Annotated in this window: 18 protein-coding genes and 2 pseudogenes; 15 read left to right on the forward strand and 5 right to left on the reverse strand. The window is 59.4% G+C overall.

The features are described from left to right. Nucleotides 1-130: 130 nt before the first annotated feature. Entirely contained in the window at nucleotides 131-1,492 is a 1,362-nt protein-coding gene (locus HYPDE_RS08750; RefSeq protein WP_015598067.1) for a histidine kinase, read from the forward strand. Beyond that, complete coding sequence (locus HYPDE_RS08755) at nucleotides 1,489-2,106, forward strand: response regulator (RefSeq protein WP_015598068.1); 618 nt, start codon at nucleotides 1,489-1,491, stop codon at nucleotides 2,104-2,106. Before HYPDE_RS08750 ends, HYPDE_RS08755 begins: the two co-directional genes overlap by 4 nt. Before the next feature lie 87 nt (nucleotides 2,107-2,193). Here the strand turns inward: HYPDE_RS08755 and HYPDE_RS08760 are convergent, their stop codons facing one another. Beyond that, nucleotides 2,194-2,745 carry an SRPBCC family protein gene (locus HYPDE_RS08760; RefSeq protein WP_015598069.1) on the reverse strand — a complete coding sequence of 184 codons (552 nt, stop codon included), beginning with the start codon at nucleotides 2,743-2,745 and terminating at the stop codon, nucleotides 2,194-2,196. 265 nt (nucleotides 2,746-3,010) lie between these two features. Between HYPDE_RS08760 and HYPDE_RS08765 the strand changes: the two are divergent. The 3 genes and pseudogenes from HYPDE_RS08765 to HYPDE_RS08775 form a co-directional block, all read left to right on the forward strand. Continuing rightward, a pseudogene (locus HYPDE_RS08765) lies at nucleotides 3,011-3,592 on the forward strand (UdgX family uracil-DNA binding protein); the annotation flags it as partial. Nucleotides 3,593-3,885: 293 nt separating this feature from the next. Beyond that, entirely contained in the window at nucleotides 3,886-4,422 is a 537-nt protein-coding gene (locus tag HYPDE_RS08770) for a superoxide dismutase family protein (protein WP_015598071.1), read from the forward strand. Nucleotides 4,423-4,428: 6 nt separating this feature from the next. After that, a complete protein-coding gene (locus tag HYPDE_RS08775) occupies nucleotides 4,429-4,743 on the forward strand; it encodes a hypothetical protein (protein ID WP_015598072.1) in 315 nt (104 codons plus the stop codon). Between the two features lie 39 nt (nucleotides 4,744-4,782). Here the strand turns inward: HYPDE_RS08775 and HYPDE_RS08780 are convergent, their stop codons facing one another. Further along, a complete protein-coding gene (locus HYPDE_RS08780) occupies nucleotides 4,783-5,805 on the reverse strand; it encodes a dienelactone hydrolase family protein (protein WP_144061228.1) in 1,023 nt (340 codons plus the stop codon). Between the two features lie 547 nt (nucleotides 5,806-6,352). Between HYPDE_RS08780 and HYPDE_RS08785 the strand changes: the two genes are divergently transcribed. The 3 genes and pseudogenes from HYPDE_RS08785 to HYPDE_RS19600 all read left to right on the forward strand — a co-directional run. Next, nucleotides 6,353-7,447, forward strand: coding sequence for a glycosyltransferase family 4 protein (locus HYPDE_RS08785; RefSeq protein WP_041320230.1), 1,095 nt, complete (start codon nucleotides 6,353-6,355; stop codon nucleotides 7,445-7,447). A gap of 74 nt (nucleotides 7,448-7,521) precedes the next feature. Continuing rightward, a complete protein-coding gene (locus tag HYPDE_RS08790) occupies nucleotides 7,522-9,702 on the forward strand; it encodes an amylo-alpha-1,6-glucosidase (protein ID WP_015598075.1) in 2,181 nt (726 codons plus the stop codon). A gap of 18 nt (nucleotides 9,703-9,720) precedes the next feature. After that, nucleotides 9,721-9,867: pseudogene (locus HYPDE_RS19600) on the forward strand (hypothetical protein); the annotation flags it as partial. Nucleotides 9,868-9,987: 120 nt separating this feature from the next. Here HYPDE_RS19600 and HYPDE_RS08795 read toward each other — a convergent pair. Beyond that, nucleotides 9,988-10,269: a PepSY domain-containing protein gene (locus tag HYPDE_RS08795; RefSeq protein WP_041320232.1), complete on the reverse strand. Its 282-nt coding sequence runs from the start codon at nucleotides 10,267-10,269 to the stop codon at nucleotides 9,988-9,990. A gap of 127 nt (nucleotides 10,270-10,396) precedes the next feature. Here HYPDE_RS08795 and HYPDE_RS08800 point away from each other — a divergent pair, with 127 nt between their 5' ends. The 4 genes from HYPDE_RS08800 (at nucleotide 10,397) to HYPDE_RS08815 (ending at nucleotide 13,271) form a co-directional block, all read left to right on the forward strand. Further along, a complete protein-coding gene (locus HYPDE_RS08800) occupies nucleotides 10,397-10,729 on the forward strand; it encodes a PepSY domain-containing protein (RefSeq protein WP_015598077.1) in 333 nt (110 codons plus the stop codon). After that, the gene (locus HYPDE_RS08805) at nucleotides 10,729-11,394 is read left to right on the forward strand and encodes a response regulator transcription factor (protein WP_015598078.1); all 666 of its coding nucleotides are present in this window, start codon (nucleotides 10,729-10,731) and stop codon (nucleotides 11,392-11,394) included. Before HYPDE_RS08800 ends, HYPDE_RS08805 begins: the two co-directional genes overlap by 1 nt. Further along, entirely contained in the window at nucleotides 11,391-12,770 is a 1,380-nt protein-coding gene (locus HYPDE_RS08810) for a sensor histidine kinase (RefSeq protein WP_015598079.1), read from the forward strand. Before HYPDE_RS08805 ends, HYPDE_RS08810 begins: the two co-directional genes overlap by 4 nt. A 198-nt stretch (nucleotides 12,771-12,968) precedes the next feature. Then, on the forward strand, nucleotides 12,969-13,271 hold the full coding sequence (locus tag HYPDE_RS08815; RefSeq protein WP_144061229.1) for a hypothetical protein: 303 nt from the start codon (nucleotides 12,969-12,971) through the stop codon (nucleotides 13,269-13,271). A gap of 34 nt (nucleotides 13,272-13,305) precedes the next feature. Here HYPDE_RS08815 and HYPDE_RS08820 read toward each other — a convergent pair whose 3' ends face one another. Beyond that, nucleotides 13,306-13,662, reverse strand: a complete 357-nt coding sequence (locus HYPDE_RS08820) for a lysozyme inhibitor LprI family protein (RefSeq protein ID WP_015598081.1) — start codon at nucleotides 13,660-13,662, stop codon at nucleotides 13,306-13,308. Nucleotides 13,663-13,748: 86 nt separating this feature from the next. Further along, on the reverse strand, nucleotides 13,749-15,674 hold the full coding sequence (locus HYPDE_RS08825; protein ID WP_015598082.1) for a hypothetical protein: 1,926 nt from the start codon (nucleotides 15,672-15,674) through the stop codon (nucleotides 13,749-13,751). Between the two features lie 447 nt (nucleotides 15,675-16,121). On the opposite strand from HYPDE_RS08825, the gene HYPDE_RS08830 reads away from it, so the two are divergent. From HYPDE_RS08830 to HYPDE_RS08840, 3 genes are all read left to right on the forward strand, one after another. Further along, nucleotides 16,122-16,562: a MarR family winged helix-turn-helix transcriptional regulator gene (locus HYPDE_RS08830; protein ID WP_015598083.1), complete on the forward strand. Its 441-nt coding sequence runs from the start codon at nucleotides 16,122-16,124 to the stop codon at nucleotides 16,560-16,562. A gap of 185 nt (nucleotides 16,563-16,747) precedes the next feature. Further along, complete coding sequence (locus HYPDE_RS08835) at nucleotides 16,748-17,728, forward strand: helix-turn-helix domain-containing protein (protein WP_144061230.1); 981 nt, start codon at nucleotides 16,748-16,750, stop codon at nucleotides 17,726-17,728. A 208-nt stretch (nucleotides 17,729-17,936) separates the two neighbouring features. Beyond that, nucleotides 17,937-19,013 (forward strand): extensin-like domain-containing protein, encoded by a 1,077-nt coding sequence (locus HYPDE_RS08840; RefSeq protein WP_144061231.1) that lies wholly within the window; start codon nucleotides 17,937-17,939, stop codon nucleotides 19,011-19,013. The last annotated feature ends 3 nt before the right edge of the window (nucleotides 19,014-19,016 follow it).

Below are 19,016 nucleotides of genomic sequence, written 5' to 3' on the forward strand. Positions count from 1 at the left end.
TCCTCGCTCTCGATGACACCGATGCACATTTTTTGCCATTTCCAAGAACAACCGGCCGCGAGCCTTGACGCACCTCCAACGCTGCGCCAAAAAGTTACAATATTACACTATGTGGCGGAGCGCTGACCTGATGCCCTTGAGACGCCGCCTTCTTGTTCTCGTTGCACTCGTCCTGGGAGCTTGCCTTCTCGTCGGCGGAGCGCTGACGTATTGGGCCGGTCTGCGCAAGATCGAGCTCGAAATGTCGTCTGCAATTGCGGTCGGCAACAGCACGGTCACCGACGCGTTGGCATCAATCGAGACGAGCGGCGATCCCGCGACACAGCTCCGTCGCATCGTCGGAGCTTTCGATGGCGACCGCCACATCGTCGCCCGTCTCATCGGAACTGATGGCACGGTGAAGGACGTGTCGCGTCTGCCGCTGCCCGTCGATCCACCACCCGCCTGGCTCTACCGGCTGCTCGAGGGAAAAATCCACACCCAAAGCTTCGAACTGCCGCCAAGCTTCCAGCATCTCGGCAGTATCACGCTCGAAGCCGATCCCCACAACGAGGTCGGCGAGGTGTGGGAAGATTTGAAGCTCAAATTTCTTATTATTGCGAGCTTCTGCGGCGTCGTGCTGGCGTTGATTTACGCGAGTCTCGGGCGCGCACTTAAACCGCTCGAAGACCTGTCGGCAGCTTTGAATCGTGTCGGTGAGGGCGATTACTCCGCACACGTTGCCGAGGAAGGTCCTGAAGATCTTAATCTGATCTATCGCGCGTTCAATCGCATGGCGGGCCAACTGCGGACTGCGGAGGAGCAGAACCAGCGCCTCAACGAGCAGCTTTCGACCGTCCAGGAGGAAGAGCGCTCCGAGATTGCGCGCGACCTTCACGACGAGATCGGACCCTTCCTTTTTGCCGTCGACGTCGATGCACAGTCGATTCCGCTTCTTCTGTCTCGCAACGCCACCGGCGACGTTGCAAGTCGGGCCAGTGCGATCCGTCAATCGGTCCAGCACATGCAGCTGCATCTGCGCGGCATTCTCAGCCGGCTTCGCCCGGCGATGCTGATCGACCAGGGTCTGACGCATGCCATCGAGCATCTCGTGGCGTTCTGGCGCACACGCCGTCCTGCCATTGCCTTCCGCACGGATATCGACGACGCGCGCTTTCCGGCGCACATCGAAGAAGCGGCGTTCCGCATCCTCCAGGAAGGTACGAGCAATGCCGTTCGCCATGGCAAACCGTCGAAGATCGGCCTGACGGCGAAGCGAATACCGGGGGACGCGCTGCGCATCGTCGTGTCCGACGACGGCACGGGCATCGCCGCGACCGCCAAGCGCGGTTTCGGTCTCGTGGGAATGCGCGAACGCGTGGAGGCTCTCGACGGCACGCTAGAGGTCACAGCCTCGAAGGAAGAAAAGGGCGTCATGCTGATCGCCGAAATCCCGCTTCCCCCCGAGCGTCGCGAAACAGAAGAAAACACGAAAACTACGAGTGCAGCATGAAAATACTCATTGTCGACGATCACGGCGTCGTGCGCGAAGGCCTGCAAAGGCTTTTCGTAGCGCACTTCGATGCACAGGTTTTTGAAGCTGCGAATATCGAAGAAGGGCTTGCCATCTATTCGCGCGAACGTCCCGATGTTGTCGTCCTCGACTTGAACCTCGAAGGAGCGGGCGGGCTCGAGCTACTGCGGCGCGTGCAATCGGTTGACGGTGCGGCGCGCGTCATCGTCTTCAGCATGCACCATGAGCCGATCTATGCGGTTCGCGCGCTCCGTGGCGGCGCCCGTGGCTACGTCAGCAAGGGCGCCCCCGTCGAAGAGCTTATCGCCGCGATAAGGAAGGTCCGTGACGGCGAACAGTACATCGATCGCGACCTCGCATCTCGGATTGCCGTCAGCCAGATATCGACCGACGATCCGCTGCAGTCGCTGTCGATCCGAGATGTCGAAATTCTGCGGATGCTCGGTCAGGGCAAGAGCATGACGGCAATCTCGGAAAATCTCGGCATTGCCTACAAGACGGTTGCGAACATCTGCACCCAGATGAAAGTGAAGCTCGGCGTCGATCGCACCGCCGACCTCATCCGCCTCGCCATCGAAACGCTAAAAACCTAACGTTCAAAAAGAAACGAACCGGCGCCCACTTCCCCTTTTTTTAGGCTGAAACAGGAGGGGGCGCCGGAAAAAATTCAAAGTTAAAGATTACTTTTTGTCGTCGTCATTGTCCGCTTTGGTGCCTGCCATCGTCTTGATGTTATCGAGGCCGGCTTTGAAGATGCCGTCAATAACGTCGTGCGCTTCCTTGTTCGTCTTGCCGTTGGCATCGAACGTCGCCGACCATGCGAAGTTGATCTCGTCTTCGTCGTCATCGTCCGGCGTCAGCGCGAACTGCGCCTGATAATTCTTGACCGGCAAAGGGCTTTCCAGAATTTCGTAGCGATAGAAGTTCGGTTTCTCATCAAGAAGCTTCTCCTTGATCTTGCCGCCATCCCTTAACGTCAACACACGCACCTTTGCGCCGCCCTCCGTGCTTTCCTCGCAGTTGGCGACAGCCGGATGCCAATCTTTTAACGCGCACCACCCGCCAAACTGCGTCCAGAGTCGCGCCCGCTCTTCATCCATTTTCTTGGGATCAACCTTGAACTCAAGCTTCTTGCCGACGGCGATGGCCGCTGCGTTGGCGGCTGGACCAGCCGCGAACACCCCTGCAAGCGCCACAACGCCGGCAACCGCGATGCCCTGAACAAACCTCATCGTTCCACTCCCATTTTTTCTTGTCTCGCCCGCTCGCTCTTACTGGAAATGCGCCGGACTGCAGCGTTACCCTATTACAATGGAATCTTGGGGCAAGCATCAGGGGACGGCGGTTTTCGGGAGCTAATTCCCACCAGAACGAAAACACTCCGCAAAAAGCCACCGAATGCGTGCTCCTTGCGTTATAGAGACATGACGCGAGCTGGCGTGCACAACCACCAGCAGGAAAGCTTTTCCAGCCTTCGATATGGAACGCGAGCGTGTACCGGCGAATCTCGCCGAGTTGAACGATATAATCGTTGCCGCCAAGCCGATGGTTCATGGCGGCCACAAAGCCGTGCTCGGCGAAGGTCCGATCGGCGCTCCACTCGCATTCGTCGGTGAGCAGCCCGGCGATCAGGAAGACCGACAAGGCCGCCCATTCGTTGGACCAGCCGGCCGGCTTCTCGATCAGGCATTAGAAGCCGCAGGTGTTGAACGGACGAGCACCTATGTCACCAATGCCGTCAAACACTTCAAATACGAGCAGCGTGGCAAGCGCCGCATCCATCAGAAACCCACGGTCGGCGAAGTGAAACACTATCGCTGGTGGCTCATTAAAGAGCTTGAATTCGTCCACCCGCATCTTGTGGTCGCCCTCGGCGCGACAGCCGCCTTGGCATTAACCGGCACAACAGTGACTATCGGGCGCGCCCGTGGACCCGCACAGTTCGGACCCTTCCGCGGCTACATTACGGTGCACCCCTCATCCCTGCTGAGGCAGACCGACGAGCACTCGCGTGCGGTCGCTTATGCGGCCTTCGTTCGAGATTTACGTAACGCGGCAGAGCTTGCCGCACCTTTTTGATGGGGCACCTGGAACTCGTGGGCGCAATAATCGGAGCCGCCCCGATCCCCTGCGAAACCGGGGCGCTCCTTCTTTCGCCACAGCATTGGGGGCAGTCGCACTGAGGGGAGGTGCGTGCTGTGGTCGATGCGATACCGCGAAAAAGCGCGAGGGTTTCAGGGTGCGTCAAAAAAAAGCTGCCGAGCAGCTACGGCTGGTAGGACGCCGAGGGCGCCGGGAACCTGCCGTGACCAAATCGGTTTATCCGTAGAGGCCGAATGCATACTGTTGCCGTGAGATTTTGGAAAGGGACGATGAAACGCTGTACAGCACCGCTGTTGGTTTCTTTCATTTTTTGCATCGGTGTGTCAGCGGACGCCTACGCTGCCGACGTCACGGTCGACATGAACAAAATCACCGCCGACGGGATTGGCGACAAGCTCGGCACAACTGTCATCTCCGAAAAATCGGGCGGCGGACTCGAATTCAAGGTCGACATGATCGGCATCTCGCCGGGCGAGCACGGATTTCATTTGCACACGAACGGCGGCTGCGCACCACAAACGAAGGACGGCAAATCGCAGGCTGGTCTCGCTGCAGGCTCCCACTACGACCCGGCTTCGACCAAAAGCCACAAAGGTCCGATGGGCCACGGCCACAAGGGCGATCTCCCGTTTCTGACCGCGACCGACAAAGGCATCAATGTCGTCGCATCTGCGCCGCACCTCTCGATGACCGATGTACGTGGCCGTGCGCTCGTCGTCCACGCAGGCGGTGACAATTACACCGACCATCCCGAAAACGGCGGCGGCATGGGTCGCATTGCCTGCGGAGTCGTTCCGAAAGGCTAGGTATCAATGCGAAATTTCTTCTCTTTGACGTTTGCTCCCGCTCTTATCGGCGCCGCTTTGTTGACAGTGCCGTCAGAATGCTTGGCACAGGCTCCGGCGCCGAATGCACCGGAAGCGCCGTCTGCAACGCCGGATCAAAAACCACCGGCCAACGGTGGGCCGCTCAGCAAAAAGCTGGACAAGAACGAGGGCGTGCTGACGCCGCCAGGGGGCGTCGATCCCAAGATCCACAAAGAGCCGCCGGCCGACACCGGGGATCGAATGCCCATGATCGTACCGCCCGGCGAGCCCGGCGGAAATCAGAATATCCAGCCGAAGTAGGTTGCTCGGCGAGTGCCTTCAAATGGAAGGAAACACACGCTATTTGGCCTCTGTCGTGATCGTCGAGGTTTCGATCATGGATGGCGATTGCGATCCCGGATCGGCTGCCATCTCCACACTCTTCGGAGCCTGCTCGCGCACGCGCTGCAGGAAGCTATCCAAATTTGGCCCCCAGATGTCCCATCCTTGCCGATCGTCGGCAATCGTATGCCCCTCGGTCCCGTAGGGGGGGAGAATGTGCTCTTCGACGCTGCCGCCGGCATTGCTCCACGCTTGCGCGAGATTTTCCGCGAGCTTCGGCCCGAAGTAACTGTCGTTCTTGGCATAGAACCAGATCGTCGGCTCGTGCGCATGACTCGCATATCTACGTGCCGCAGAGAGCAAGGCGTCCGTTCCGCATATCGCGTTCGGCTGCCCATAGGCATGGCCGCCGCGGCCGCCCGAGAAGTTCACGATCGCCTGGACCTGAGGCAGGTTGCGCGCCGCAAGCGCGAGCGATGCCCACCCGCCCGTCGATACGCCGACGACAATAGCGCCGTCGCGCGCGACGAACGGCTGCTGCGTCATGTAATTGACGGCAGCTTCGATATCGTCGGCAGCAACATTCCCGGATGCATAGTGATCGGGATGCGCGCAGTTCCCGATCGCCTCCGCCAGCGGTCCGCCCGTCGCACCGTGTCCGCGCCGTTGCGGCAATACGACGACGTAACCGCGTTCGACGAACCAACGCGACATCCAATAATAGACCGGCATCGAGACCGCGAGCCGCGTTGCTTCATTCGTTCCATGATTGATGACGACGAGCGGCCGTCTTTTATCCTCGCCCGATGGATCGGCGTCGGGACGAAAGACCGTCGCGCGCATCGGAATTTTTGCGTCCCCACTCGGCAGAATCCAGAGCTGCTCGCGCATGCGCGCGCCCTCGGGTCCGAATGCGCCGAACATGCGCTCCGACGCGATCGAATTCGCCGGAATGAGTGTGAGGGCAAACGTCAGAAGCCCAGTCAACAGTATGGCCAGACCCGTTACCGGGCCCGGAGCAAACCCCCGCGCGCGATTCATCAACCAGCGATCCCCGTGTCCTGCGCCTTGCGCCTTGCGCCTTGCGCCTTGCGCCGCAGCATTGGAGCTTGCAACCATACCGACGTCAAGCGGCAATTCGGCAACCGCGTCTCACGCGATTAACGTTGCCGGAATTTCATCGTCGGAAACACCGATTTTCTGTTCGCGTTCAAGGATTGCAACATCGCTCAAGTCCAAGCTTTTTCGGACAAAAAACCTGCCATCCCGACACGAGTTTCTTCTCCGCAACACTGCAGAATGTGCAGGCGCGCCACTGGTGCGCCACGCACCTTGTAAAGATGAAAACTTCTGACGCTGCCACCAAGTCGTCAGATTTCGCGCCCGTCCGATGGACCCAAAGTGCGCACGCGCCGCTCAACCTAATAGAGGTTTGCAGCGGTCCGACCTGCCGAAAACCACATCGATATTCGCCTGTGACGTGGGCTGCGACTGGCGTCGTGATCGCCGTTCGCACGCGGAATGCAGGAACGAATTGGCTTTAACGCCGTTGAAGTTCCAGTGGAAGGGATGGTTCTCAAGGTTCTCCATGAAAATTGCACAGATTGGGCCGTTGATCGAAAGCGTACCGCCTAGATACTACGGCGGCACCGAGCGGATTGTATCGTATTTGACTGAAGAGCTCGTTGCTCAAGGCCACGACGTAACGCTGTTCGCAAGCGGAGATTCAATCACCTCGGCGAACCTGATCCCGTGCTGCCACGAAGCGCTTCGTCTGAACCCGTCCGTTCGCGATCCGATTCCTTACTACATGATCATGCTCGACCGCGTACGCCGAATGGCTTCGTCTTTCGACGTACTGCATTTCCATATCGATCAATTTCATTTCCCGTTGTTTCGCAGTATCGCGCGCCATACGCTGACGACGTTGCACGGGCGGCAGGATCTGCCCGATCTGCAGCAGCTCTATCGCGCTTTTCCAGATATGGGCGTCGTCTCGATTTCCGATTCCCAGCGCGAACCTATTCCCTTCGCGAATTTTCTCGGGACCGTCTACCACGGTCTGCCCGAAAACTTACATCGTCCGACGTTCTCGCAGCGCGGCGGCTACTTCGCATTTCTCGGACGGATTTCGCCGGAAAAGCGGCTCGACCGCGCGATCGAGATCGCGCATGCCGTCGGCTTCCCATTGAAGATTGCAGCGAAGGTCGATGCCGTCGACGTCGAATACTTCGAAAGCAAGATCAAGCCATTGCTGAAGAGTAGCGACATCGAGTTCGTCGGCGAAATCGCAGACGCCGATAAGTCCGAGTTTCTTGGTGAAGCGGCGGCGCTCCTCTTTCCGATCAATTGGCCGGAACCGTTCGGCCTTGTCATGATAGAGGCGATGGCGTGCGGCACTCCGGTCCTCGCGTTCAGACGCGGGGCGGCGTCGGAAGTGATTGACGACGGCGTTACCGGTTTCGTCGTTGACGATACTGAAAGCGCGATTGCGACCATACCGCGCTTGCTGAGCCTCGATCGCCGGAGAATTCGCGAAACATTCGAGAAACGCTTTACCGTGGCGCGGATGGCAAAATCGTACGGATCGCTCTATGCTCGCGCGTGTACGTCTTTCGGACGTGTCTCCAAGGTTCGCTCCGAAGACGCTGCCGCGCCCGCAATCGAGAACGTCGTCAACTGACGATCGTAGCCGCTATTTGGAAAGGCGATACCGGTCGGGGCAACCGGGTGCAGCCTTTAGGGGAGAGCGAAACGATGGGATCCGCGCACAGTCGCGAAGCGATCACCCACGAGCGCGAGGAAGTGGATTTTCTTATCTCGACATCGAACGGGTCCGGGCGGGCCCATGAAACACTGAAGCACGACGATGCCTTTGCCGTCATCGATACGCATGGCGATATTGGCGCGTTCGGCGACCGTGGCGATGGATTTTTCTTTAGCGATACGCGCTATCTTTCACGCCTCGAATTGCTCGTGGCGCGCAATGCTCCCCTCCTCCTCGGCTCGACGCTGGACGCGACCGATCTCCAACTCTGCGCCGACCTGACCAATCCCGATGTGTACGCCGATGGCGCACTACAATTGCGCAAGGACGCGATCCACATCTATCGCACGAGCTATGTCCGCGACGGTGCAATACGCCAGCGCCTGCACCTCACCAATCATAGCAACGACGACCTGGAGCTCACGGTGTCGCTCGTTTTTGATTGTGATTTTTCCGATATCTTCGAAGTCCGCGGCATGCGCCGCGAAAAGCGCGGCACGGTCGCGCGACACATCCAGTCGTCCCAATCGGTAATCTACGCTTACAAAGGATTGGACGACGTCATACGGCGTACGGCCGTTCACCTCGAGCCCGAACCCATTTCGCTTACCGAAACTGCGGCGCTCTATTGCCTGCATTTGCCGCCAAAGCACTCGGCGAAAATTTACTTCACCGCCGCCGCTGAAGCCGGACACGCTCACCCTTCCTGCTCTTACGTCAAAGGTCTCCGCGATGCGCACCGAACTCTGCGACGCGCCGAACACGAAACGACCGAGGTGTCGGTTTCGAATCCCGAACTTGATGCGGTTTTGAAGCGTGCCGCCTCCGACCTCCGGCTTCTGACGACCAACACCGAAGATGGACCGTATCCCTATGCCGGAACGCCATGGTATTCGACGACCTTCGGTCGCGATGCGCTGATCACGGCTCTGCAGGTCATGTGGCTCGATCCTGCAATGGCGCGCGGGGTTCTGCGTCGGCTCGCGAGATTCCAGGCGCAAAGTCACGATGCGGATGCGGACGCGCAGCCTGGAAAAATCCTTCACGAGATGCGCGGCGGCGAGATGGCGGCGTTACGCGAAATCCCGTTCGGCCGATACTACGGAAGCGTCGACTCGACCCCCCTTTTCGTGCTCGTCGCAGGAGCCTACCTGCAAACGACCGGCGATAGTGATTTCCTCGTTGAAATCTGGCCCGCCGTCCTGCGCGCGCTCGACTGGATCGACGGTCCCGGCGATCCGGATGGCGACGGTTTCGTCGAATATGCACGCGAGACGAAAAGTGGACTCTCCAATCAAGGATGGAAGGACAGTCACGACGCCATCTTCCATCGCGACGGAAGCCTGGCGCAGGGGCCCATAGCCATCGTTGAAGTTCAGGCCTACGTCTATGCCGCAAAGGTCGCCGCGGCGCGCATGGCCTACGAGCTCGGCGAGCTTGCGCGTGCCGAGAACCTCCTGCGCCAAGCCGAAACCTTGCGCGTAAAATTCGAGCGCGATTTCTGGTGCGAAGACATTGGCTGTTATGCACTTGCATTGGATGGCGAGAAAAAGCGCGTCGACGTCCGATCGAGTAATTCGGCACATCTCCTGTTCACCGGCATTGCCGAACCCCAACGAGCGGCGCGCATCGCCCAGCAAGTTCTATCGGCGCATTTTTTCTCGGGTTGGGGCATCCGCACCATCGCGACATCCGAAACCCGGTACAATCCAATGTCGTATCACAATGGGTCCGTATGGCCGCACGACAACGCAATGATTGCAGCAGGCTTCTCCCATTACGGGCTGAATGACCTCATACAGCCGATTTTCGACGGTCTCCTTGATGCGGCGCAGGAGATGGATCAGCGTCGGCTTCCCGAACTGTTCTGCGGATTTCGTCGCCGGGCGGGCAGAGCCCCTATTCTGTATCCCGTCGCCTGCGCCCCTCAAGCCTGGGCGAGCGGCTCCATGCTTCATATTTTGGGCTCTCTGCTCGGCCTCAGCATAGACGCCAAATCCCGCACCATTACGCTCAAATCGCCGCGCCTGCCGGCAAGCATCGGAGCCATTTCAATCCGCAGGCTACGTGCCGGTGGCGGTTCGGCGGACTTCATTCTACGAAGGAAATACGAGACCGTCATTGCAGACGTGACCGACTCGCGCGGCGGCGCGAAGGTCATCATGGCCTAGCAGCCGTAGACAGCAACGCTCGCTGTCATGCTGGGAGCCAACATCGGCACTACGCTCATTGTTCAAATTTCATCGTTTAGCGTTGCGGCAGTCGCACCGGTGTTGATCCTCAACGGCGACCGCCGACTGATGGTAGAAACGCGAAAGCGGGATGATATCCTCGATCACCCGAACACTGCTATCAAGGCCTATGTGACATCCATCGATCCGGGCGACTGTCGGCCCGCTTATTCAAATTTCGTAGGAGCGCGCCCTGCCATCGACGGCACGGGCGCGCTCAGGCCGCTAGTCATCGTAGCCGGTGAGCACTTCTCCGGTGGCCGGGTTTGCGTGACCTTCGATGCGGACGCCGTTGGCATCAAGCGCATCGAACTCATAAACCCCGTCATCGGCCTCGATCTTCGTCACGTTGTAGCCTTGTGCCGTAAGCTTCTGAGTGACGTCCGACGTCGAAAGCCATTTTTCTACTGGGATATTGAGGCGGTTCTTGTGGTGGTCGTCGGCAAGTGCAGAACCTGTGACAAACAACAGAGCGGCGAGAGTGGAAAGCGTCAGAGCCTTATGCATGTCTTGATCTCCGTGTTTTGGGTTGGCCGGTTGAGCCAATGCGTGCACTCTCTCGCACGTGCGCTGACGCACTCCTGATGGCTGCCGTCAGCGAATTGTCAGGATCGTTTCGGCATCTATTCGTCCCATGCGCTACTCATCTCGCTTCCTCATGGCCGCCGCCCTGACGACGCTGCTTTTCGCCGGCGGCACCGTCATCTCAACCGCCGACGACGATGACGCCCGCGATCATGAAATCGCGCGCCAGGCACTTGTCGAAGGCCGCATCCGGCCGCTGACCGAGATCACGGAAGCTTTCAAAACTCAATTTGCGGGCGAAATCGTCGGCGTCGAGCTCGAGGCCAAAGGTCCCGATAGGTTCGTCTACGAATTTAAAGTTCTGACCCCCGAAGGAAAGCTCAAGGAAGTCAAGGTCGACGCAAAAACCGCGAAAATTCTCAAGGTCGAGGATGACGACTGATGCGCATTCTTGTCGTCGAAGACGAGCCGAAGATCCTGCATAGCGTGGTGACGGCGTTGACGGCCGCCAATTATAACACCGACGCCGCAAGGGATGGCGAAACGGCCTGGTTCCGCGGCGACACTGAAGACTACGATCTTGTCATCCTCGATCTTGGCTTACCGAAAATGGATGGGCTTTCGGTACTCAAGCGTTGGCGCGCCGCCGGCAAGATGATGCCGGTTCTCGTGCTTACTGCGCGCGGTGCCTGGTCCGAGCGTGTCGACGGCATCGATGCCGGCGCCGACGACTATCTGACAAAGCCCTTTCACGTTGAAGAATTGATGGCCCGCGTGCGGGCGCTCATCCGTCGCTCCGTCGGGTATGGATCGCCGGTCATCGAAGCGGGCGCGCTGACGCTCGATACCCGGCAGATGCGTGTCTCGCTCAATGGGGCGCAGATTTCGGTTTCGCCTCTCGAATACAGATTGATAGCCTATCTCCTGCATCACAAGGGCCGCGTCGTGCCGCCTTCCGAGCTCATTGAGCACCTCTATGGCGACGACGACGCGCGCGATGCAAACGCGCTTGAAGCGGTCGTGACGCGGCTGCGCAAGAAGCTCGGGCAGGACCTCATCGAGACGCGCCGGGGCTTCGGCTACGTTGTTTCGGACGCGCCCGCATGAGCTTTCGCTCCCTCCGCCTGCGCCTCCTCATCGCGGGTGCTGTTTCGATCCTAATCGCGCTCGGGCTCGCCGCGTTCGGGCTGACGCTGCTTTTCGAGCGGCACGTCGAACGCAGGATCGATGCGGAGCTCACCGTCTATTTGAATCAGCTCGTCGCCAACCTCACGTTGGAGCCATCGGGCGAGCTTGCCGTTCATCGTCCACCCGCCGATCCTCGTTTCGAGGAACCGCTATCGGGTCTCTATTGGCAGATCGACGTCGGACTTGTCGGCAAAACACTGAGGTCGCGTTCGCTCTGGGATAGTGCCCTTACGTTGCCTCCCGAGCGCGAGGTTGACGATGTGCCGCATCATTATCGCGTACCGGGCCCAGGCGGAGAAGAACTCTATCTGCTGCAGAAGAGCATCGAATTGCCGCCACGTCTCAACGGCTCGAGAGTGCGCGTCGCCGTCGCCTGGAGGGCCGAGGAAATCCGGAATTCGGTTCGCGACTTCGCGTCCGAGCTTGTTCCTTTCCTCATCCTTATCGGATTGCTTCTCATCGCGGCGGCGTGGGCGCAAGTGACCATTGGATTGCGCCCACTCGCGGCCATTCGCCGGAAGCTCGGTGCAATTCGCTCGGGACATGCCCGGCGACTGGAATCCGGCTTTCCCGCGGAGGTGCAGCCGCTGGCGGAGGAGATCGACGGTCTTCTCGATGCGCGCGAGAAAGCGATCGAACGCGCCAAAGCCAGGGCGGCGGATCTTGCACATGGGCTTAAGACACCGCTGCAGGTTCTCAACGGCGAAATCGAACGCCTGAGGGGCAAGGGCGAGACGGAAATTGCTGCCGACATATCGTCCCTTGCGGATGCGATGCGCCGTCATGTGGATCGCGAGCTTGCGCGCGCCCGGCTCTCCTATGTCTCGCGCAATGCTTCAGCCAACCTGAGGTCTGTCGTCGATCGCGTTGTCCGCGTCGTCAAACGGACTCCGCAAGGACAGAAGCTCGATTGGGACATCAATGTTGGCGAAAGCCTCACGGCACCAATTGAAACCGACGATCTCAGCGAAGCCCTGGGCAACCTCGTCGAGAACTCCGTCCGCCATGCGCGCACGCGCATTTCAATTTCGGCGGGCGCTGAAGCCAAGCAGATTTTCATAGTCGTGGCCGACGACGGCCCCGGCATTGCAGAAGATCATCGATCGACCGTGCTGGCGCGCGGCCAGCGACTCGATACGCAGAGCGAAGGTGCAGGGCTCGGACTCGCGATCGTTTCGGATCTCGCCGAAGCGACCGGCGGCCAACTCATCCTCGACGACGCAAATCCCGGGTTGATTGCAAAACTGCAGTTTCCTGCGGATTTGGACCCGCCAGAAGGTAAGTCCAAGTCTTAGGAGGTCCCGCGCCGAAGCCTGGAACTCAGCTTGAAGACGTTTGTTTGAAGTTATTTGTGTAAGTGCGTGACGCGCCGATCAGCGATTATTAATATTGAAGCCATAGCTTTCTTGCTGCCGGATACACGCGATTTACTAGATCTCAAAAGTGAACTTCGTCCAGGCAACGAGCCGGACACGATCATTCGGAGAGCGAAGATGGCACGACATCGTGCAACATCGGTGGCCCTGTTCTTTGCAGTCGTCTCGCCAGGGATTTGGGCCGTCACTTTTCCTGCGGCCGCGGAGGATGTTCCCGAAAGCATGAGGATCGAACAGAAGGCTCTGAAAGACTATTCGCAGAATCCCGTAGTTCCGATAGACCGCGGAAATGCCCATCATAGAGACCTTGGCGGTTCTGGAGGTGACGGAGCTTCTCCGGATCAGGTTGCCCCGGCACTTCCCGACGCGACGGCGCCACCGCCGGCGCAATCCAACCCAAACGGCGGGGCGTCCCAGTAAGCCGCCAGGCATCATCGCGCAATCGGCGTGGGCGTCAGAACGGCCCGCGCGCGGCTATGCTTTCAATGACGCCGCTAAGATTGCGAACGCGTGCATCATAAGCTTTCGTAAGACACGCGACGTCGTTTCCGCAGGACTCCCGCGTCTTCAACCAAGCGCGTTGCGCGTCCTGAATGTCGCCGCGCTGTCCCATCGCGACAAGCGACGTCGCCACTCCGAAAAGCGTCGCCAGCCGGGCTTCCTGCGGACCCAAGTCGTAGTTTCGACAGATTGTTCGTTCGGATGGCGAGCTTGCCTTGTTGCAATCAATCGGCGCGTAGGCGTGCGCCTGTGCGAGGGATGATCGAAGCACTACAGCCGCCAAAACGGCACTCGCGTAGCCTACGCGCATTCGCTTGTCCTCCGCGATTATCGGCGTCGCTGCTCTAACAGCGGCGAAGCCTGGGTGTCAGCACGGATCGGCGGCAGAAGGCCCTGCTAAGGTTGTGCCTTCACCGTCGATGTTACGACTGCCGCGACGGCCTTGGCGTCTTTTTCGGTCGGATCGCGGTCGCTCGGCACCTGTGTCGTTCCGGGCGATTGTTCGATTGCGGCCAGCCATTGCTCGGTGCGAACGAAATCCGGGTCAGCCACGAAGCGTTCGCTTGGCGCAAATCCATCGGCGCGGCAAACAGCCTGCGCGACAAGCTTGCGAAACTCCGGCACGTCGAAATAGGAGGCGTGCACCAATTCCTTCCAGGTGAAATACGTGCTGATCGCGGTGTCGGCGCTATGCGGCGGTACGGCGAACCGGATCTGTCCTATCGCCTGCCGGAACTTCGCAATGGACTGGCTCGCCGCCGCGTTGCTGTAGTCGGTCACCAGATCGGCGACCGAGGCAGGCAAGCGCGGCTGCGATCGATCGAGCCAAGGTGGCCGATCGGCCGAGCCGGCCACGACCTCGCCTTCGGTATCATTGCCGAAGCCGGCGCGCTTCACTTCCGAATTCGTGATGCTGTTCAGGAACCTGCTCGATACGCCGCTGATGACGGATGCAAGCGCCTGGATCGTGGCCATTAACACGAGCGCGATGACGCCGAATATCAGCGGCGTCACGACCATCGGAATCGCCAGCGACCAGAGCAACCGCTGGCTGCTTGCTCCGCTTATGTTGTTCGCGCCCAAAAACCACGACAGCTCGTCAGTCACGAGGTGCAGCAGAAGTCCGCTGTTGTAGGTAAGATCATGCCCACCGCCACAGATGACGCCGCCTTCGCAAGGCTGTCCATCCTTGGTCTCGAGAAAGCGTTGGCGAAAGCGCGTCGCGCGCTCGATCTCGGAAAAATTCGGATACTTCGCCTCCAGAGCTTTGCGCTTTTCGCGAAATTGCCGCCAGAGAGCCGCTCGTTCCTGCTGCGATTGATCAGACTGCGGCGTCGCCGTTGCGCTGGTTTCTCTATCCCGGCTTTTGCGGATGGCGGCTAACTCATCGCGCAGCGCCTTCATATCTGCTTCAGCTTCGGGTGTGAGGTTCACCTCGTAAACATGCGTGTAGAGCCAGTTAGACAGGCCGACGATCGTCGGCGGCGAAAACAGAACCGCCAGATAGATGAGCGGCAGCGCAATGACCGAAACCAGCGTGATCGTCGAAACGGCGAACGACTTGTCAAAAAATGTCAGACGGGCGTCCGGAAGCAAGGCCAGACCCTGGATGGCTTCGTCATCGGGGTGCGCAAAAGCGCGCCAGCGTGCACCGAAGTTTTCCCGCGCTCGCCTCGTCACGCGGCGCCTATGATCGAGCATGGCCCGGCCGTCGAGATATTTAAACAGAAAATAGATGGTGATAGCTGGGGTACTCATGAACGCAATCGTCCAGTACTGGACGCGCGGAAACAGGCCGCCGAACAGCATGCGGTCACTCGTGAGGATCGTCGCGACCTGATAGATGAGCAACATCAACAGCAGCATCATCGACGCGACGAAAATGACTTTGCGGACGAGGCTCAGGCGGGTCAACAGCCACAGCTCTTTGCGCAGATTGATGAAGGGCGTGCCGACGGTGATCCAGCGCTTCAGGTTGGGCAGCGTCTTTCTGCGTGCCGCGCATTCGAGCAACGCCGAGGAGACAACCGAACCGCCGTGGCTGTGGCCGATGATGCAGTAAGGCTCGCTCCGCGCTTCAAGCTCGCGCATCATCTTCGCCAGCCTTGCCCCGGCCTCGCGGCGCTCGACCTCGCTATTGTCTCCCGGCCAAATGAATGGCTTCACATCCAGCCTGCCGTCGCGCCCTTCGACAAGCTCGCGAAGATCGTTCTCGAACGTGCTTTGTGCCTCCCACCATTGGAGCTCGGGCGCCGACCCGCCATCGGCGTTTGTCTCCGTCGGCTTCGCAAACGTGCCGTGCACGGTGATGATGGTCGCCATAGCCTCTCGTCGTCCGCAGTACCGTTCGGATTATCCGCGCCCCCGGTAGAAAGCTGCGCGTACCTCGTCGCCCCGCGAGGAAAGCACCCTCAAGCCGGACGGGCGGCCGGATGATGCCGCAACCGATCGAACGTAGCATTACGTACGGCGCTGCCTTGACCCGAATATCGGGCTGTGTGGCATCAAAACCGCGGCGTTCCGGCCGATGCGATGCAGCTTTTCACAGCTGATGCCATTGCATTAAATTCTCTCCATCATTTGCGAAACGACGGCGGGTTAGGTCATTAAAAGTCCATCGCAAGCACCGGAAACGGATGCACAAAGACTTATCTCCCTCACGTCCTATTTTCAGAACCCCGCCAATCGAGACTCCATCGGCTGCCTCGTGTTTCTTCGGCAAGTGTTTGCATGCTGATGAATGCCTTCACAGCAATTGGGAGACCGAATATGAGCCAGAACAACGCGGCATACTTTCAGCGGTCGATCTTGCATCTTCTGCGCCGCGTAGATCAGTGCGCGACCCAGCTTTACTCAAATGAAACAAGCGATAGCGATCTGACCCTCAGGCAGCTCGCTATCATGACCGCGATCTCGCGTGAGGACGATTTGAGCCAGACCGATCTTGTCACGATCACCGGCATCGACCGGTCGACCGTCGCAGGTATCGTCAGCAGGCTAATCCGTAAAGGGCTCCTCGAGCGCCGGCGCTCGCCCGTCGATGGACGCGCGTACTGCGTAAGGCTCTCGAAACGCGGGCTCAAGGCAGTTGCAGGTGCCGACCGCCTTTACACGCGGATTGAGAAAAAACTTCTTTCCGGAGTCTCCGCGGCGGACGCCCACCAATTCGTATCAACGCTAAAAAACATTCTCGGCGCGCAGACCGCGTGAGAAGGATGTCAATGCATCGGCACATGAAATTTCGGACATCTCTTTCGCCCAAGCCCACAAATACTGACTGATAGCCTGAGTTTGCATTTGACCGGCTCGTCACAGGACTTATCATCCCGACCGCAAACCGCACGGTGGGGCTATGTCGAGCACGCCAACATTACGCCAGACTTTCCGGTGATGTCGTGACACACCGCGCCGCTACGATGGCCTTGGTGTCGACAGCGTCCGTGCACCCGCGGGACCGGTTCGACTACTGGCATGAGGTGGCGTGCCGGGCCATGGTCCCATTCGAATGCCGGCCGCGCGACCGCGCCGGCTTCGAGGGGGAGATCAGCTCGGTGCCGTTCGCAGGAGCTTTCCTCACAATCTCCAGCAACAATGGCGTGACCAGCTGGCGGACTGCCCGTCAGATCGCGCAGTCGAAGGATTCCATTTTCATCTGCTCGCAAGTCTCCGGAAGCACGAGGGTCAGCCAGAACGGCCGCGATGCTCTTTTACAAAGCGGCGATCTGACCCTCGTCGACAATACTGCGCCGAGCAGCGTTGTGAGTTCGATCGGATCAAAGAAGCTCGTGATCGAGCTCGATCGCCGAAATTTCGAAGCGCGCCTGGGCCGCATCGCGCAATGGACGGCGCGGCGCGTCGACGGGGCCAGCGGAGCCGGTGCACTCGCGTCGAATTTCATTCAGCTGCTTCCGGCACAACTGTCGCTGCTCAGCGATACCGCCCAGAGTCAGATCTCGCATCAGCTCATTGATCTGGTGGCCTTGGCGCTTACGGAAAGCGATGGTAACGCCACAACACGCTCCTCCGGGCGCCTTATCTCGCTCCTGCGGCTCAAGGCTGTCGTCGATGCCAATCTCACAAACCCCAACGTGACGTGTGAGGAACTCGCGGCCGCGGCCGGCATCTCGGTGCGCTACGCCAACCAGCTGCTCGATGCCGAAGAAACATCGCTGCAACGGCTCTTGTTCAGCCGAAGAATTGTCAAATGCCAGGAAGCACTTGTCGATCCCGCTCAAACACATCGGCAGATCAGCGACATTGCGTATTCCTGGGGCTTCGGAGACGTTTCACACTTCGGGCGGCTGTTCAAAAGCGTAACGGGCCTGACGCCCCGCGGCTACCGGCTGCAAGCGCTGAAGTCGGCTGCAGGCCGTTAGAATACTTTGCGTATTGCGCAGGCGCCGACGGTCATGGTGCGCCGCGCCGAGGAACCAAGTGCTGAACTTCGCCGTTTCGATCCGAGCTAACGGCATGTGCTCAGGTTTGCCCAAATGCCAGCCTCCCGGCCACCTGTTGCCCTAATCGAAACGTAACCAGGGTATGCGATACTGGCGCGATGCCCGCCAGATTTTGTTGGAGCTTATCTTGAGCGCCCGGCACGAAGTTCTGATGCGCGCTAGGGCGCTGCAAACTCTGGCGATTGCCAGAGCCGTCAGATTCCTCATTCGGACTTCTACCAATCTCTCACGCGCGGTTTTCATCGGGCTTGTCGTACTCGTCGTCCTACACGCTTATCTGATCAAACGCGAGCCGGCCCCTCCGTCCATCGAAATCGTACGGACACATCCTTTCGCGTCTCCGGAAACTCCAGCGCAGCAGTCCCACCCCCCATCGGGGCCCGAGAACACGAAGACGGAGCAGGCACCCTCTCCGTCGCAACCGGCCGATCAAAAAACTCCGGCACCTCTTCCGCCTGCGCTGCAGAAGGCGCCCGCGTGGACCGAAAGCGAAATCGCGGACGCCAAAGCTGAATGCGCGCGGCTGCTCGACAAGATGACCGTCGTTACCGAGCCGCTTCCTCCCGCAAGAGAGGGCACGTGTGGCGCGCCGGCGCCGCGAGAGCTTCAGAGTATCGGCGAAAGCAAAGTGAAATTTCAGCCGCCTGCAACACTCCGGTGTCCGATGATCGCGGCGCTAAATACCTGGGTTTCAGACAAGCTGCAGCCCGCTGCCAAGAGAAGCTTCGGCTCACCGATCGTGCGCATATTGGCGGGGTCCTACTCATGCCGAAATCGCTATGGATTGGCACGCGCGCCGATCAGCGAGCATGCCTTGATGAATGCCATCGATATCTCGGGATTCGTTCTCGAAAACGGCAAGATCGTCCGGGTTTCGAGATCATGGACTGCGCACAATGATGAAGAATCCAGAGACGCTCCGAAAGCAGGGGTTGCACATATGCGCGCAAAAACCGTGACTGTCGTTGCGGTTCGGGTCGGTGCTCCCAATTCCGTCGCGCATGGGGCCGACGACAGTTCGAAGACCAAGCCTGATGACGCTAAAAAACCCGAGAAGGACGCGACTTCAGAGTTTCTGCATGTGGCCCATGACGAGGCCTGCAAGATATTCGGGACCGTCCTCGGTCCCGACGCAAACGCGGCACACCACGATCACTTTCATCTCGACATGAAAGAGCGAAAATATCGCTCGATCTGCCAGTAAAGC

It is taken from the genome of Hyphomicrobium denitrificans 1NES1 (assembly GCF_000230975.2).
GTDB lineage: Bacteria > Pseudomonadota > Alphaproteobacteria > Rhizobiales > Hyphomicrobiaceae > Hyphomicrobium_B > Hyphomicrobium_B denitrificans_A.

What these genes read in the sequence shown, in the direction of transcription:
- HYPDE_RS08750 (WP_015598067.1), top strand. Translation starts at nt 131, where the DNA reads ATGCCCTTGAGACGCCGCCTTCTTGTTCTCGTTGCACTCGTCCTGGGA.
- HYPDE_RS08755 (WP_015598068.1), top strand. Translation starts at nt 1,489, where the DNA reads ATGAAAATACTCATTGTCGACGATCACGGCGTCGTGCGCGAAGGCCTG.
- HYPDE_RS08760 (WP_015598069.1), bottom strand. Translation starts at nt 2,745, where the DNA reads ATGAGGTTTGTTCAGGGCATCGCGGTTGCCGGCGTTGTGGCGCTTGCA.
- HYPDE_RS08770 (WP_015598071.1), top strand. Translation starts at nt 3,886, where the DNA reads ATGAAACGCTGTACAGCACCGCTGTTGGTTTCTTTCATTTTTTGCATC.
- HYPDE_RS08775 (WP_015598072.1), top strand. Translation starts at nt 4,429, where the DNA reads ATGCGAAATTTCTTCTCTTTGACGTTTGCTCCCGCTCTTATCGGCGCC.
- HYPDE_RS08780 (WP_144061228.1), bottom strand. Translation starts at nt 5,805, where the DNA reads ATGAATCGCGCGCGGGGGTTTGCTCCGGGCCCGGTAACGGGTCTGGCC.
- HYPDE_RS08785 (WP_041320230.1), top strand. Translation starts at nt 6,353, where the DNA reads ATGAAAATTGCACAGATTGGGCCGTTGATCGAAAGCGTACCGCCTAGA.
- HYPDE_RS08790 (WP_015598075.1), top strand. Translation starts at nt 7,522, where the DNA reads ATGGGATCCGCGCACAGTCGCGAAGCGATCACCCACGAGCGCGAGGAA.
- HYPDE_RS08795 (WP_041320232.1), bottom strand. Translation starts at nt 10,269, where the DNA reads ATGCATAAGGCTCTGACGCTTTCCACTCTCGCCGCTCTGTTGTTTGTC.
- HYPDE_RS08800 (WP_015598077.1), top strand. Translation starts at nt 10,397, where the DNA reads ATGCGCTACTCATCTCGCTTCCTCATGGCCGCCGCCCTGACGACGCTG.
- HYPDE_RS08805 (WP_015598078.1), top strand. Translation starts at nt 10,729, where the DNA reads ATGCGCATTCTTGTCGTCGAAGACGAGCCGAAGATCCTGCATAGCGTG.
- HYPDE_RS08810 (WP_015598079.1), top strand. Translation starts at nt 11,391, where the DNA reads ATGAGCTTTCGCTCCCTCCGCCTGCGCCTCCTCATCGCGGGTGCTGTT.
- HYPDE_RS08815 (WP_144061229.1), top strand. Translation starts at nt 12,969, where the DNA reads ATGGCACGACATCGTGCAACATCGGTGGCCCTGTTCTTTGCAGTCGTC.
- HYPDE_RS08820 (WP_015598081.1), bottom strand. Translation starts at nt 13,662, where the DNA reads ATGCGCGTAGGCTACGCGAGTGCCGTTTTGGCGGCTGTAGTGCTTCGA.
- HYPDE_RS08825 (WP_015598082.1), bottom strand. Translation starts at nt 15,674, where the DNA reads ATGGCGACCATCATCACCGTGCACGGCACGTTTGCGAAGCCGACGGAG.
- HYPDE_RS08830 (WP_015598083.1), top strand. Translation starts at nt 16,122, where the DNA reads ATGAGCCAGAACAACGCGGCATACTTTCAGCGGTCGATCTTGCATCTT.